Here is a 14059-nt window from a genome sequence, read left to right on the forward strand (position 1 = left end):
ATCAGCGCTTTTCGAACACCGCGATGCTTTCCACGTGCGCGGTATGCGGGAACATGTCCATCGCACCGGCGCTGACCAGGGTGAAGCCCTGTTCGTTGACCAGGTAGCCGGCATCGCGGGCCAGCGAGCCCGGATGGCAGCTGACATAGACGATGCGCTTGAACTGCTTCAACGGCAGCTGCTGCAGCACTTCGATGGCGCCCGAACGCGGCGGATCCAGCAGCAGCTTGTCAAAGCCCTGGCGCATCCATGCCGTGCTGCGCTGGTCCTGGGTGAGGTCGGCGCTGTAGAACTGCGCGTTGGCCAGCCCGTTGCGCTCGGCGTTCTCACGCGCACGCGCCACCAGCCCGGCATCACCTTCCACGCCCACCACTTCGCGCACCTTGCGCGCCAGCGGCAGGGTGAAGTTGCCCAGGCCACAGAACAGGTCCAGCACGCGCTCGTCGGCACCCGGTTCAAGCAGGTCCAGCGCGTGGGCGATCATCTTCTCGTTGAGCTTGGCATTGACCTGGATGAAATCCAGCGGACGGAACGCCAGTTCGACATCCCACGGCGCCAGCCGGAACGAAAGCGCCACGCCCTGCCCGTCCAGCGGCTGCACGGTATCCACGCCGCCCGACTGCAGGTAGATGACAAAACCGTGCTGTTGGCCAAAGGCCGCCCAGGCGGCCCGATCGGCATCACTCAGCGGCTGCAGGTGGCGCACGGTCAGCACCACGGCCTGGTCACCGGCGATGAACTCGATCTGCGGGATGTCGCGCTTGCCATCCAGGGATTCGATGAAGGTCGACAGCACCTCCACCTTGGTGCCGATTTCCGGGATCACGGTCAGGCACTGCTGCAGGTCTGCGACGAAGCGCGGGTCCTGCTCGCGGAAGCCGACCAGGGTCTTGTCCTTCTTCTCGACCCGGCGCACCGAGAACCGGCCCTTGCGGCGGTAGCCCCAGCTGTCACCCACCAGCGGCGGCAGCACGGTGCCCGGCTTCACATGGCCGATGCGCTCCAGGTTGTCCATCAGCACGCGCTGCTTGGCGACGATCTGCTGGTCTTCGTCCAGGTGCTGCAGCACGCAGCCGGCGCAGGTGCCGAAATGCGGGCAATTGGGGGTCACCCGCTGCGGCGAGGCCTGCAGCACTTCCACCGTGCGCGCCTCATCGAAGTGGCGGCTGCGGGCGGTCTGTTCGGCCATCACCACTTCGCCAGGCAGGGCGCCGCTGATGAAGGTGACCTTGCCGCCCTCGCCTTCACGGCGGGCAACACCGCGACCATCATGGCTGAGGTCGAGGATCTCGGTCTGGAAGGGAGTACGGTCGATGCGGGAGCGGGATCGGGCCACGTGGCAACAGGCTGCGGGCAAAAGTGGGGGCGTATTGTCGCAGATCCTGACCAGCGGGGCCGCTGGCCGCTTGCGCCCGCCGCCGCCGTGCTTGATGATTGACCCCAGCTGACATGGAGGCAGCCCTGATGCAGATGACCCCGCGGGCCAGTCGACCCCGCTTCCTGCTTGTCGAGGACGACATCATCAGCCGCGGTTTTTTCAAAGCGGCGTTGGAAACGTTACCAGCGGATGTGGATACCGCCGACTCACTGGCCAGCGCCCTCGCGCGCGCCGAGCCCGGTGCCCACGATCTGTGGCTGATCGACGTCAACCTGCCGGATGGCAATGGTGCCCAGCTGTTGCACCAGCTGCGCCGCTCGCACCCGGACACCCCGGCGCTGGCGCATACCGCCGACGGCGATGCTGCCATTCACGCCCGCCTGCGCGAGGCGGGTTTCAGCGACACCCTGGTCAAGCCGCTGGGCCGCGACCAACTGCTGAAGGCGGTCCGTCGTGCGCTGGTCAACAGCCCCGCCGGTTCCACGGTGCCGCCGGCGGCGGTCGAGCTGGCCCTGGAGGACTGGGACGAAACCGCCGCCCTGGCCGCGCTCAATGGCCAACGCAACCACCTGATCGCCCTGCGCGAGCTGTTCCTGGCCGAACTGCCGGGCGTGCGCGATGCGGTCGAACAGGCGGTGGACCAGCATGACGAGCGCCAGCTGCGCAGCCAGCTGCACCGGTTGCAGGCCAGCTGCGGGTTCGTGGGTGCAGCGCGACTGGCACGTGCGGTACGGCAGCTGCATCACACGCCCGAATCGGGGCAGGCACAGGCGGGGTTCCGCGCGGCGGTGGCTGCCCTGCTGCACTGAGGGTTGGTCGGCAGGGCTGCGCCCTGCACCCGCCGAAGCTGACGTCAAATTCAACGTCAAAAGCGTGCATCCCGTGGGATGGCGAGGCGGTGTCGGAGTGCGGGGACGCCGTGAACCCATCCATGGGGGCTTGGCAGCCGCATCCATGCGGCTGACACCCCGCACTCCGACACCGCCCCACCTCTGACAGATTTCCGCGATCTGGTAGATCCACGCCATGCGTGGATGTATCTCCATCGAAATCGAATATTTCGATATTGGATCGAAGAGCATCCACGCATGGCGTGGATCTACGTGTCGACCAAGGTCGACACCTACCAGAGGCGGAAGCCGTTCCGACAGCTCGCGGACAATTGTCGAAGGCGGGGTGGGTCCGGTTGCGGGGGTGTCCGCGGCATGGATGCCGCGGCCAAGCCCCCAGGGATGGGTTTACGGCGTCCCCCGCTACCGGACCCACCCCGCCTACCCACGGATAGCCAGCTTTTGCCGTTGACGTTGACGTTGATTCGGCAGGTGCAGGGCTGCAAGCCCTGCCGAACACCCCTCAACGCCGGGGTGTCAGCTGCTCCAGCATCTCCCACGACTTCAACCCGCGCGCGCCCAGGTGATGGGCCAGCACCCGCCGCATCGGCAGGCGCAGGCTGGCCAGATCGGCTGCGCCCGGTTCGTCGTCGGTTGCCAGGGCCAATAGTGCCGAGCCGGTAGCCGCTGCGCGACGCTCGCCGCCACGCTCGCTGAGCAGGCGCTGCGGTCCTTCCTGCGGGTCCAGTTCATAGCGCGCCGCCGGGTCAATCGGCTGGCCATCGCTGGCGGTCTCCAGATCGAAACCCACGCCCAGCGCCGCCAGCAGCTCGCGTTCGAAACGGCGCAGGGTCCAGGCCAATCCGGCCCCCACGGCCAGGCGCGCACGCGCCTCACCAAAGGCCAGGTACAACTCCGGCAGCGGGTCATGGCGCGGTGCCAGGCGCAGGGTCAACTCGCTGAGATAGAACCCGGCCAGCATGGCCTGGCCGAGCAGGCGCGGCGCCACATCCAGCGCTTCAGCACCGCGCAGCTGGGCCAGTTCGCCACGCTGCAGCGCGCTGAAGCGGATCCACTGCAGTGGCTGCAGGGCCGCTCGCAGCACCTGGCCCTTGGCCGTGGAAACACCGCGCGCGAGCAGGCCGATCCGGCCGTGCTCGGCGCTCAATACCTCGACCAGCAGGCTGGTCTCGCGATAGGCCCGCGCATGCAGCACGAAGCCGGTGTCGTCCTCGATCAGCATCGAAGCGACCGTCGCGGCTTATTCGTAGCCGAAGGCCTTCAGCGCGGCCTCGTCATCGGACCAGCCCTCACGCACGCGCACCCAGGTTTCCAGGAACACCTTGGCACCGAACAGACGCTCCATCTGCAGGCGGGACTTGGCCCCGATCTCCTTCAGGCGGGTGCCGCCCTTGCCGATCACGATCGCCTTCTGGCCTTCGCGCTCGACCCAGATCACCGCACCGATGCGCAGCAGGTTGCCGTCCTCGGTGAAGCGCTCGATCTCCACCGTGGTGGCGTACGGCAGCTCTTCGCCCAACTGGCGCATCAGCTGTTCACGCACCAGTTCGCCGGCCAGGAAGCGCTGACTGCGGTCGGTGATCTCGTCTTCGCCGAACATCGGCGGGGCTTCCGGCAACAGCGCCAGCACGTCACGGACCAGGGCTTCCAGGCCGTTGCGCTTCTGCGCCGAAATCGGATGCACCGACGAGAAATCACGGCCGGCGGTCACTTCCTGCAGGAACGGCAGCAGTGCGCCCTTGTCCTTCATGCGGTCGATCTTGTTGACCACCAGCACCACCGGGATACCGGCGTCGCGCAGCACGTTGAAGGCCAGGCTGTCCTCTTCGTCCCAGCGACCGGCTTCGATCACCAGCAGGCCGGCGTCGACGCCTTCCAGCGAGCCGCGGGCAGCGCGGTTCATGACCCGGTTCATCGCCCGCTTCTGCACCTTGTGCAGGCCGGGCGTGTCGACCAGCACCAGCTGCCCTTCCGGGTAGGTGGCGATGCCCAGCAGGCGGTGACGGGTGGTCTGCGGCCGGTTGGACACGATGCTGACCTTGGCCCCGACCAAGGCATTGGTCAGGGTCGATTTGCCCACGTTGGGGCGGCCGATGACGGCCACGCTGCCGCAATGATGGGGAGTTTGTTCGCTCACTTGGAATCCAGTTGTTCAAGGACGGCCGCAGCCGCTTGTTGTTCGGCAATCCGCCGCGAGGAGCCTTCGCCCTCGGTGCTGGCGGCGGGGTCGGCTACGTTGCAGCGTACCCGGAAGTGTTTGGCGTGGTCGTCACCGGATTCTGACACCAGTTCGTACTGTGGCAACGCCTTCTGTCGGCCCTGCAGCCATTCCTGCAGGCGGGTCTTGGGGTCCTTCTCCGGTCGCCCGGTGGCCGGCAGCGCCTCCATCGAGGCGGCAAACCAGGGCAGGACCATCGCCCGGCAGGCTTCAAAACCCGCGTCCAGGTAGATCGCAGCAACCACGGCCTCGAATGCATCGGCCAGGGTCGAGTCACGGCGATGGCCGCCGGACTTCATTTCGCCGGGGCCCATCGTCAGCCGGTCACCCAGCTGCAGGGTCCGCGCGATCACCGCCAGCGCACCCTCGCGGACCAGCTCGGCGCGGGCGCGGGTCATCGCGCCTTCGTCCGCCTTGGGCCAGCGCAGGTACAACGCCTCGGCGACCATCATGTTGACGATGCTGTCGCCAAGGAACTCCAGCCGCTCGTTATGCGGCGCGCCGGCACTGCGATGGGTCAGCGCCTGCTTGAGCAGGTCTGGGTCGCGGAAGGCGTGACCGATCAGGTCTTCACGTTGGAAAGATTTATTCGGCACCGCTACGGGTCAGGTCCTGGGAAGAATCGAATTTGCCAACCACATCCAGGTTGCCGACCAGTTGGCGGCGCACTTCGTAGTTGACCTTGAGGGTCCAGCCATTGTCGCGACGGTCGAACTTGACGTTGGCCGGCTTCACGTTGTCCGAGTAGTTGATGTACAGCCGCTTGAAGAACAGTTCCTGGATGTTGGCCGGCGCCATGCTGCCGATGCCCGGTTCCTTGGCCAGGCTCTTCATCGCCGAGCGCACCGCGTAATACTCCTGGTACATCGGGAACAGCTTCATGCCGATGTAGAGGAAGAAGCCAACCACGATCAGGACCGTCAGGAACGAGGTCAGGGTCATGCCGCGCTGCGTGTTCATCGTCTTCATTGCGTTCTCCCCAGATACGCGAGTGGATGTGAAGTCAGTTGATGCTCGAGCCGATCCGCGACGGTTCGAAGCCGTCCTTGCAGAACCAGCCCTGGCAGTTCAGCCAGATCAGGAATGCCTTGCCGCGCAGGTTCTCTTCCGGCAGCAGGCCCCAGAAACGGCCGTCGTCGCTGTTGTCGCGATTGTCGCCCATCACCAGGTACTTGCCAGCCGGCACGGTCCACTGGCCCTGGCCACGCGGATAGTCGGTCTCCAGCACGGTGTGGGTGCGGCCCGGCAGGTGCTCGACCAGCAGGTTGGCGCCCTCACCCTGGCCCTTGTGGCCGGCATAGATCCCCTTGTTGTCGTACTTCAGCGGTTCGCCGTTGAGGATCACCCCGTCGCCTTCGAACACGACGGTGTCGCCCGGCACGCCGATCACGCGCTTGATGAAGTTCTCGCCCTTGGCCGGGTCGTTGTCGCCATGGCCGGGGAAGTGGAAGACCACCACGTCACCACGGGCCGGATCGCCGACCGGCACGAAGCGGGTGTTGGTGATCGGCAGGCGCAGGCCATAGGAGAACTTGTTGACCAGGATGAAATCGCCGATCAGCAGGTTCGGCATCATCGAGCTGGACGGGATCTTGTACGGCTCGGCGATGAAGCTGCGCACGATGAGCACGATCGCCAGCACCGGGAAGAACGCACGCGAGTAGTCCACCAGCACCGGCTCGGTGTCGAGCAGGCCGGCGCGCTGGGCGCGACGCTTGGCCAGGTACAGCTTGTCGGCCAGCAGGATCAGGCCGGAGGCCAGGGTCAGCACGACCAGGAGGATCTCAAACAGTTTCATTCAGGGTCCTTTGCAACGTCACCGGACGATCGGCCCGAAGGCCGGTTTCGGGGCTTATTTGTTGTCCATCTGCAGCACGGCCAGGAAGGCTTCCTGCGGAATTTCCACGCGGCCGACCTGCTTCATGCGCTTCTTGCCTTCCTTCTGCTTTTCCAGAAGCTTCTTCTTGCGCGAAACGTCGCCACCATAGCACTTGGCCAGAACGTTCTTGCGCATGGCCTTGACCGTGGTGCGCGAGATGATCTGCGAGCCGACGGCGGCCTGGATGGCCACGTCGAACTGCTGGCGCGGGATCAGGTCCTTCATCTTCTCGCACAGCTCGCGGCCACGACGATCGGCATGGCTGCGGTGCACGATCAGCGACAGCGCATCGACCTTGTCGCCATTGATCAGCACGTCCACGCGCACGAACGGACCGGCATCGAAGCGCACGAAGTGGTAGTCCAGCGAAGCATAGCCACGGCTGACCGACTTCAGCTTGTCGAAGAAGTCCAGCACCACTTCGGCCATCGGCAGCTCGTAGCTGATCTGCACCTGGCTGCCCAGGTAGTTGATGCCGAGCTGGCTGCCACGCTTTTCTTCGCACAGCTTGATGATGTTGCCGATGTACTCCTCGGGGGTGAGCACGTTGGCGCGGATGATCGGCTCGCGGATCTCCTGCACATGGTTCACCGGCGGCAGCTTGGCCGGGTTGTCCATGTTGATGATCGTGCCATCGGTCTTCAGGACTTCATACACCACCGTCGGCGCGGTGCTGATCAGGTCCAGGTTGTATTCGCGCTCCAGGCGCTCCTGCACGATTTCCATGTGCAGCATGCCGAGGAAGCCGCAACGGAAACCGAAGCCCATCGCTTCGGAGCTTTCCGGCTCGAAGCGCAGCGCGGCATCGTTCAGGCGCAGCTTGTCCAGCGCTTCGCGCAGGTCCGGGTAGTCCTCGGCATCGACCGGGAACAGGCCGGCGAACACGCGCGGCTGCATTTCCTGGAAGCCGGGCAGCGGCTTCGGTGCCGGATCGCCGGCCAGGGTCAGGGTGTCACCGACGGGCGCGCCGTGCACGTCCTTGATGCTGGCGGTGACCCAGCCCACTTCGCCCGCGCGCAGTGCCGGCAGCACCTTGCGCTTCGGGGTGAACACACCGACGTTGTCGACCTGGTGGTTGCGGCCGGTGGACATCACCTGCAGCTTGTCACCGGCCTTGATCTCGCCCTGCATCACGCGCACCAGCGAGACCACGCCCAGGTAGTTGTCGAACCACGAGTCGATGATCAGCGCCTGCAGCTTGTCGGTATCGCGCGGCACCGGCGGCGGAATGCGATGCACGATCGCTTCCAGCACGTCGACCACGTTCAGGCCGGTCTTGGCGCTGACCGGCACGGCGTCGCTGGCATCGATGCCGATCACGGCCTCGATCTCGGCCTTGGCGCGCTCGATATCGGCGGTGGGCAGGTCGATCTTGTTGATCACCGGCACCACTTCCAGCCCCTGCTCCACCGCGGTGTAGCAGTTGGCCACCGACTGCGCTTCCACGCCCTGGGCCGCATCGACCACCAGCAGCGCGCCCTCGCAGGCGGCCAGCGAGCGGCTGACTTCATAGGAGAAGTCGACGTGGCCGGGGGTGTCGATGAAGTTCAGGTGGTAGGTCTGGCCGTCCTTCGCCACGTACGGCAGCGACACCGACTGCGCCTTGATGGTGATGCCACGCTCGCGCTCGATCGGGTTGGAGTCGAGCACCTGCGCTTCCATCTCGCGGGCCTGGAGGCCGCCACAGAGCTGGATGATGCGATCGGCCAGCGTGGACTTGCCGTGGTCGACGTGGGCGATGATGGAGAAGTTGCGGATGTTCCGCATCGAATCAGAGGACATAGAGAGGTGGCGGCGGCGCGCGGCGTCGTCAGGGTAACGGTCGATTATCGCATGCCCGGAGGGCCGCCGCGTGGTTGGCCTGCCGGCACGGCCCCGGAATGGCCGAAGCCCCGCCAGGGCGGGGCTTCGGGGACACCACGAGGGCCGCCGTGAAGGCGGCCATCGGTTGTTACGGGCCGGCCTTGACCGCGACGAAGGCGCTGTTGCCGCTGCCGGTACGGACCAGCAGCATGACCACATCGCCCTTCTTATAGCCGGACAGCGCGCGGTTCAGGGCTTCAACGCTGCCGACCGGGGTACTGGCCACCTGCAGGATCACCATGCCCCCGGACAGGCCGGCATCACGGGCGCCCTCGCCCTTCACGGCGGTGATGCGGACACCTTCACCCGCCTCCAGGCCCAGCTGCTTGCGCTGCGGCGCAGTCAGGTCGGCAACGTCCAACCCCAGCAGGGCATTGGCGCCGGCCTGCGGAGCCGCCGTGTCATTGCCTGCGGACGGGCTGCGGCCATTGCCCTGCGCGTCCTCGGCCAGAGCGGTCAGGGTCGCGCTCAGGTCACGCGGCTTGCCATCGCGGATCACGCCCAGGGTGACGCGGCTGCCCGGTGCCATCGCACCGATCAGCGGCGGCAGATCGGACCAGCTGTTGACCGGCGCACCGTTCACCGTGCGGATCACGTCACCGATCTTGACCCCGGCCTTGGCCGCAGCGCTGTCCGGCACGATCTGGTTGACCAGCGCACCGCGGCTGTCGGGCAGGCCCATCGCCTGCGCCTTCAGGCCGTCGATTTCCTGCACCACCGCGCCGAGCTGGCCACGGGTGACCTTGCCGGTCTTCTTGATCTGCTCGACCGCGCTCATCGCCAGATCGATCGGGATCGCGAAGCTGATGCCCATGTAGCCACCCGAGGCCGAGAAGATCTGCGAATTGATGCCGACCACTTCACCACGGGTGTTCAGCAGCGGGCCGCCGGAATTACCCTGGTTGATCGCCACGTCGGTCTGGATGAACGGCACATAGCGCTGGTCCGGCCCACCGGTGTTGCGGCCGAGGGCACTGACCACGCCAGCGGTAACCGAGTGGTCGAGGCCGAACGGCGAGCCGATCGCGACAACCCACTGACCGGGCTTCAGGCTGTTGGAATCCCCCACGCGCACGGTCGGCAGGTTCTTGCCGTCGATCTTCAGCAGGGCGACGTCGTACTGCTGGTCGCTGCCGATCACCTTGGCGGTGAACTCGCGACGATCGCCGAGCTTGACCTTCACTTCGCTGGCGTCGGCGACCACGTGGTAATTGGTCAGCACGTAGCCGTCAGGCGAAATGATGAAGCCCGAGCCCATGCCGCGGCCCTTGATGCTGGGGCCGCCGTCCTGCCCGCCAGGGCCCTGCCCGGGCATCGGGAAATCCGGGCCGAAGAAGCGGCGGAAGAACTCGGGCATCTCGTCATCACCCGGGCCCATGCCGCCCCGGGCCTGGCGGTTGCTGCGGACGATGGTGGTGTCGACGTTGACCACACCGGGGCCGACCTGCTCAACCAGGTTGGTGAAGTCAGGCAGACCGCTGACCAACGGCTGCGCCGGTGCGCGTGGGGCCGCAGCGGCGGCGGCGGCCTGCGGCTGGGCGGCAGGCGCCGCCGGTTGGGCACAGGCCACCAGCGGCAGGGTCAGGGCGAACAGGCCAATGGCATGCGTGCGGAGTCGGGGAGTCATCGGACGGCAACCTCCGGGTCGGATGGAAAGGGAAAGAAGCGCCCCGCCGACGGCGGGGCGTGGAACGGTACCCGGCTCAGTCGCGCGGGCGTTGCGACGCCGGCAGGTCGTCCTGCAGGCGTGGCTCGAACGGATAGAACGCAGCGCCACCGGCATGGGCCGGGAAACTGGCATTGAGGGCGCCACCGGCGGCGGGCGCCAGGCTGGAGCGCGGCCACGGCCGTGCCTGCAGGTTGCCGACCTCGCCAAAGGGCAGATTGCGCGCGCTACCGGCGGGCATGGTCGGGGTCAGCGGCGCCTGGCTGGCAACCGCGCGCAGCGGTACGTCATCGCGCTGGGCCACGCGTGCGGCCTGCTGGCTGCGGGTGGCGCTGGCGCGGCGCACATCCTGGCGACGGCTGGCGGCGGCCATGGCCACCGCCGGCACGCTGGCCACGGCCATCGCAGCAGTGTCCACAGACGCCTCGGTGACGGCAGCCGGTTGCTCCGATGCCGGCGGCAACTGCGCCTGGCTGGCGATCACCTGCGGTGCGGAGACATCCACCGGCGGCGCCTCCTGCAGTTTTTCGCGGCCGACGAACAGCGCTACGGCGGCAACCGAAGCGGCCAGCGCACCGCCGCCCCATGCACGCCAACCACTACGGCGGGCCTGACGCTTCGGCTCGGCCAGCGGTGCGGGCTCGGCGGCGATGGCGGCAGCCACGGCGGCGCTGAAACCGGCCGGTGCCAGCAGCGACGCCTGGCCGCGCATGACATCACCCAGCAGCTGCCAGCGTTCCTGGCAGCCAGCCAGTTCCGGATCGTGTTCCATGCGGCGCACCAGGAAGCGCGCCTCGTCTGCCCCCAGCTCGCCGTCGACCAGCGCCGACAACTGCTGGCGATGGCGTTCGTCCAGGCGTTGCCCGGCGGGAGACTGGTGGTTGTGCGATTCGTTGTTCGGAATGCGGGTCATATACGGCTCTTCTCGCGGGTGGCACTGCCGATGTCCAGCAGCGGCCGGAGTTCGGTGTCGATCGCCTCGCGCGCCCGGAAGATCCGTGAACGCACGGTGCCGATCGGGCACCCCATCTTCTGCGCGATTTCCTCGTAGCTCAGGCCTTCCACCTCGCGCAGGGTGATCGCCGACCGGAGTTCTTCCGGCAGCGCGTTGACGGCCTTCATCACCGTCTGTTCCAGTTCCTGGCGCATCAACTCGCGCTCGGGCGTATCGGTGTCGCGCAGGCGCGTGCCGCTGTCGAACTGCTCGGCGTCGCCGATGTCGATGTCATCGGTCGGCGGGCGGCGATTGTGCGAAGCCAGGTGGTTTTTGGCGGTGTTCACGGCGATCCGATGCAACCAGGTTGAGAACTGGGCGTCGCCGCGGAAGCTTCCAATCGCACGGTACGCACGGATGAAAGTGTCCTGGGCCACGTCCTGACATTCACTCCAGTCGGCGATGTAGCGACCGACCAGGGCCACGACCCGATGCTGGTACTTGCGCACCAGGACATCGAAGGCGGCACTCTCGCCGTGCTGCACGCGCCGGACCAGTTCCAGATCCAGCTCCTGAGGTGTATCAACATCGGCCATGAGGGGCCGCACTCCTGTCAGCCCAACCGACGTCGGGCAATGAGACTGCCAATCCCGGGAAAAGTTCAGTCGCCGATCACCTGGCGCCGCACCAGCTTTTAACCACCGTTCCGTTAACGTTCCGGTCCAAGGCCTGCGATCCGGGGCGCCACACCCCTGCTATTGGGATTTGACGCGGGGGAAACAACCTCTGGATCATAGCCCCCTTCTCCATACACAACCGGATGGAACGTCCATGCTCTCAAGCTTCGATGGTCTCCGCTTCAGCCACTGGCACCCCGAGATCCGCGACGATGGCGTGGTGGTCCTCTCTCTGGATCGTCAGGACAGCAGTGTCAACGCAATGTCGCAGGATGTGCTGCTGGAGCTGGGCGACCTGCTGGAGCGCATCGCCATGGACCCACCGAAGGGCGTGGTGATCCAGTCCCTCAAGAAGGCAGGCTTCATCGCCGGTGCCGACCTGAAGGAGTTCCAGGAGTTCGATCGCCGCGGCACCGTCAACGACGCCATCCGCCGCGGCCAGTCGACCTACCAGAAGCTGGCAGAACTGCCCTGCCCGACCGTGGCCGCCATCCATGGCCATTGCCTGGGCGGCGGTACCGAGCTGGCCCTGGCCTGCCGTTATCGCGTTGCATCCAATGACAGTTCCACCCGCATCGGCCTGCCGGAAACCCAACTGGGCATCTTCCCTGGCTGGGGTGGCAGCGCGCGCCTGCCGCAGCTGGTCGGCGCACCGGCGGCGATGGACATGATGCTGACCGGACGCACGCTGTCGGCCTCGGCCGCACGCGGCATCGGGCTGGTCGACAAGGTGGTGGCACCGGCCGTCGTGCTCGACACCGCCGTGGCGCTGGCACTGTCCGGCACCACCCGCCCGTTCAAGCAGCGTGCGCTGGCCTGGGCGACCAATACCTGGCCGGCACGCCAGCTGCTGGCCCCGCAGATGGTCAAGCAGGTCGCACGCAAGGCGAAGAAGGACCAGTACCCGGCGCCGTATGCGTTGATCAGCACCTGGCAGCGCAGCGGCGGCAAGCCGGTGCAGGCACGCCTGGATGCCGAACGACGCGCCGTAGTGAAGCTGGCCAGCACGCCGACCGCGCGCAACCTGATCCGCATCTTCTTCCTCACCGAACGCCTGAAGGGCCTGGGCGGTGGCGATTCCGGCATCCGCCACGTGCACGTGGTCGGTGCTGGCGTGATGGGCGGTGACATTGCTGCGTGGGCCGCCTACAAGGGTTTTGAAGTGACCCTGCAGGACCGCGAGCAGCGCTTCATCGACCCGGCCATGGAGCGTGCGCAGGCACTGTTCGCCAAGAAGGTGCGTGACGAGAGCAAGCGTCCGGCCGTCGCCGCGCGCCTGCGTGCGGACCTGGAAGGCAATGGCGTGGCGCAGGCCGATCTGGTCATCGAAGCGATCATCGAGAACCCGGAAGCCAAGCGTGCGCTGTACCAGACGCTGGAGCCGAAGATGAAGCTCGACGCGTTGCTGACCACCAACACCTCGTCGATTCCGCTGGTGGAGCTGCGCGATCACATCCAGCGCCCGGCGCAGTTCGCCGGCCTGCATTACTTCAACCCGGTGGCCCAGATGCCGTTGGTGGAGATCATCCATCACGACGGCATGGCGGCCGAAACCGAGCGTCGCCTGGCAGCCTTCTGCAAGGCGCTGGGCAAGTTCCCGGTGCCGGTGGCCGGCACGCCCGGCTTCTTGGTCAACCGCGTGCTGTTCCCGTACATGCTGGAAGCGGCCACCGCATACGCTGAAGGCATTCCGGGCCCGGTGATCGACAAGGCGGCGGTGAAGTTCGGCATGCCGATGGGCCCGATCGAACTGATCGACACCGTAGGCCTGGACGTGGCCGCTGGCGTGGGCAAGGAACTGGCCCCGTTCCTGGGCCTGCAGATTCCGGCGGCGCTGCAGACGGTGGAACCGGACAAGCGCGGCAAGAAGGATGGCCAAGGCATCTACACCTGGGAGAACGGCCGGGCCAAGAAGCCGGACGTGGCGCGCGACTATCAGGCGCCTGCCGATCTGGAAGATCGCCTGATCCTGCCGTTGTTGAACGAGGCGGTGGCGTGCCTGCACGAAGGAGTGGTGGCCGACGCGGACCTGCTGGACGCGGGCGTGATCTTCGGTACCGGTTTCGCACCGTTCCGCGGCGGTCCGATCCAGCACATCCGTGCGGTGGGTGCCGATGCCATCGTGGAGCGCCTGAAGGCGCTGCAGCAGCGCCACGGTGATCGCTTCGCACCGCGCCCGGGCTGGGACAACCCGGTACTGCGCGAACCGGTGGTTTGATGTGATCAGCCGGGCCTGCGGCCCGGCACCCGCGTAGGCAACAGCAACAGCAACAGCCGAAGCCAGAGCCAGAGCCGGAGCAACAGCCGGCTCTGGCTTTTCTGTTTGTTGGGCGGGGGGGTGTGGGTTGGCAGGACACGCCGTAAACCCGTCCATGGGGGCTCGATGGCGCCATCCATGGCGCCAACGGTCCTGCAAGCCCACACCGCCCCACCYSTGACAGWTTYCCGGTGACGGTCGGTGACCTTCGGGAGCTGGTAGGTGTCGACCTTGGTCGACACGCTTGGTCCACGCCATGCGTGGATGCGAGCGAAGCGACCGGCGTTTGAGTTTGATTTTGATTTTCTTTTTTCTTCTCCGTGGCTGGACAGCACC

General features: G+C 66.6%; 12 protein-coding genes. 2 read left to right on the plus strand and 10 right to left on the minus strand.

From position 1 onward, the window contains the following. Position 1: 1 nt before the first annotated feature. On the minus strand, positions 2-1336 hold the full coding sequence (gene rlmD / locus AC1DCU_RS03330) for a 23S rRNA (uracil(1939)-C(5))-methyltransferase RlmD (RefSeq protein ID WP_442252219.1): 1335 nt from the start codon (positions 1334-1336) through the stop codon (positions 2-4). 128 nt (positions 1337-1464) lie between these two features. Between rlmD and AC1DCU_RS03335 the strand changes: the two genes are divergently transcribed. Further along, a complete protein-coding gene (locus tag AC1DCU_RS03335; protein WP_025879186.1) occupies positions 1465-2187 on the plus strand; it encodes an Hpt domain-containing response regulator in 723 nt (240 codons plus the stop codon). 544 nt (positions 2188-2731) lie between these two features. On the opposite strand, the gene recO is transcribed toward AC1DCU_RS03335, so the two are convergent. The 9 genes from recO to rpoE all read right to left on the minus strand — a co-directional run bounded on the left by recO (position 2732) and on the right by rpoE (position 11385). Next, complete coding sequence (gene recO, locus AC1DCU_RS03340) at positions 2732-3451, minus strand: DNA repair protein RecO (RefSeq protein ID WP_442252306.1); 720 nt, start codon at positions 3449-3451, stop codon at positions 2732-2734. 18 nt (positions 3452-3469) lie between these two features. After that, on the minus strand, positions 3470-4366 hold the full coding sequence (gene era, locus AC1DCU_RS03345) for a GTPase Era (RefSeq protein WP_025877117.1): 897 nt from the start codon (positions 4364-4366) through the stop codon (positions 3470-3472). Next, a complete protein-coding gene (gene rnc, locus AC1DCU_RS03350) occupies positions 4363-5043 on the minus strand; it encodes a ribonuclease III (RefSeq protein WP_025877115.1) in 681 nt (226 codons plus the stop codon). The genes era and rnc overlap by 4 nt, the downstream gene beginning before the upstream one ends. Further along, positions 5033-5416, minus strand: coding sequence for a DUF4845 domain-containing protein (locus AC1DCU_RS03355; RefSeq protein WP_025877113.1), 384 nt, complete (start codon positions 5414-5416; stop codon positions 5033-5035). The genes rnc and AC1DCU_RS03355 overlap by 11 nt, the downstream gene beginning before the upstream one ends. A gap of 34 nt (positions 5417-5450) precedes the next feature. Beyond that, complete coding sequence (lepB, locus tag AC1DCU_RS03360) at positions 5451-6245, minus strand: signal peptidase I (protein WP_025877111.1); 795 nt, start codon at positions 6243-6245, stop codon at positions 5451-5453. Between the two features lie 54 nt (positions 6246-6299). Continuing rightward, a complete protein-coding gene (gene lepA / locus AC1DCU_RS03365; protein WP_080148860.1) occupies positions 6300-8093 on the minus strand; it encodes a translation elongation factor 4 in 1794 nt (597 codons plus the stop codon). Between the two features lie 184 nt (positions 8094-8277). Next, entirely contained in the window at positions 8278-9816 is a 1539-nt protein-coding gene (locus AC1DCU_RS03370; RefSeq protein ID WP_442252308.1) for a DegQ family serine endoprotease, read from the minus strand. Positions 9817-9892: 76 nt separating this feature from the next. Next, positions 9893-10768, minus strand: coding sequence for a sigma-E factor negative regulatory protein (locus tag AC1DCU_RS03375; RefSeq protein ID WP_025877105.1), 876 nt, complete (start codon positions 10766-10768; stop codon positions 9893-9895). Beyond that, positions 10765-11385, minus strand: coding sequence for an RNA polymerase sigma factor RpoE (gene rpoE, locus AC1DCU_RS03380; protein ID WP_025877103.1), 621 nt, complete (start codon positions 11383-11385; stop codon positions 10765-10767). The genes AC1DCU_RS03375 and rpoE overlap by 4 nt, the downstream gene beginning before the upstream one ends. Positions 11386-11620: 235 nt before the next feature. Here rpoE and AC1DCU_RS03385 point away from each other — a divergent pair, with 235 nt between their 5' ends. Next, a complete protein-coding gene (locus AC1DCU_RS03385) occupies positions 11621-13684 on the plus strand; it encodes a 3-hydroxyacyl-CoA dehydrogenase NAD-binding domain-containing protein (protein ID WP_025877101.1) in 2064 nt (687 codons plus the stop codon). Positions 13685-14059 lie beyond the last annotated feature (375 nt).

The sequence above is a fragment of the Stenotrophomonas sp. 10L48 genome (assembly GCF_056395105.1).

Coding starts and splice junctions, on each gene's coding strand:
- AC1DCU_RS03335 (WP_025879186.1), top strand. CDS start 1,465: ATGCAGATGACCCCGCGGGCCAGTCGACCCCGCTTCCTGCTTGTCGAG.
- recO (WP_442252306.1), bottom strand. CDS start 3,451: ATGCTGATCGAGGACGACACCGGCTTCGTGCTGCATGCGCGGGCCTAT.
- AC1DCU_RS03355 (WP_025877113.1), bottom strand. CDS start 5,416: ATGAAGACGATGAACACGCAGCGCGGCATGACCCTGACCTCGTTCCTG.
- lepB (WP_025877111.1), bottom strand. CDS start 6,245: ATGAAACTGTTTGAGATCCTCCTGGTCGTGCTGACCCTGGCCTCCGGC.
- lepA (WP_080148860.1), bottom strand. CDS start 8,093: ATGCGGAACATCCGCAACTTCTCCATCATCGCCCACGTCGACCACGGC.
- AC1DCU_RS03370 (WP_442252308.1), bottom strand. CDS start 9,816: ATGACTCCCCGACTCCGCACGCATGCCATTGGCCTGTTCGCCCTGACC.
- AC1DCU_RS03375 (WP_025877105.1), bottom strand. CDS start 10,768: ATGACCCGCATTCCGAACAACGAATCGCACAACCACCAGTCTCCCGCC.
- rpoE (WP_025877103.1), bottom strand. CDS start 11,385: ATGGCCGATGTTGATACACCTCAGGAGCTGGATCTGGAACTGGTCCGG.
- AC1DCU_RS03385 (WP_025877101.1), top strand. CDS start 11,621: ATGCTCTCAAGCTTCGATGGTCTCCGCTTCAGCCACTGGCACCCCGAG.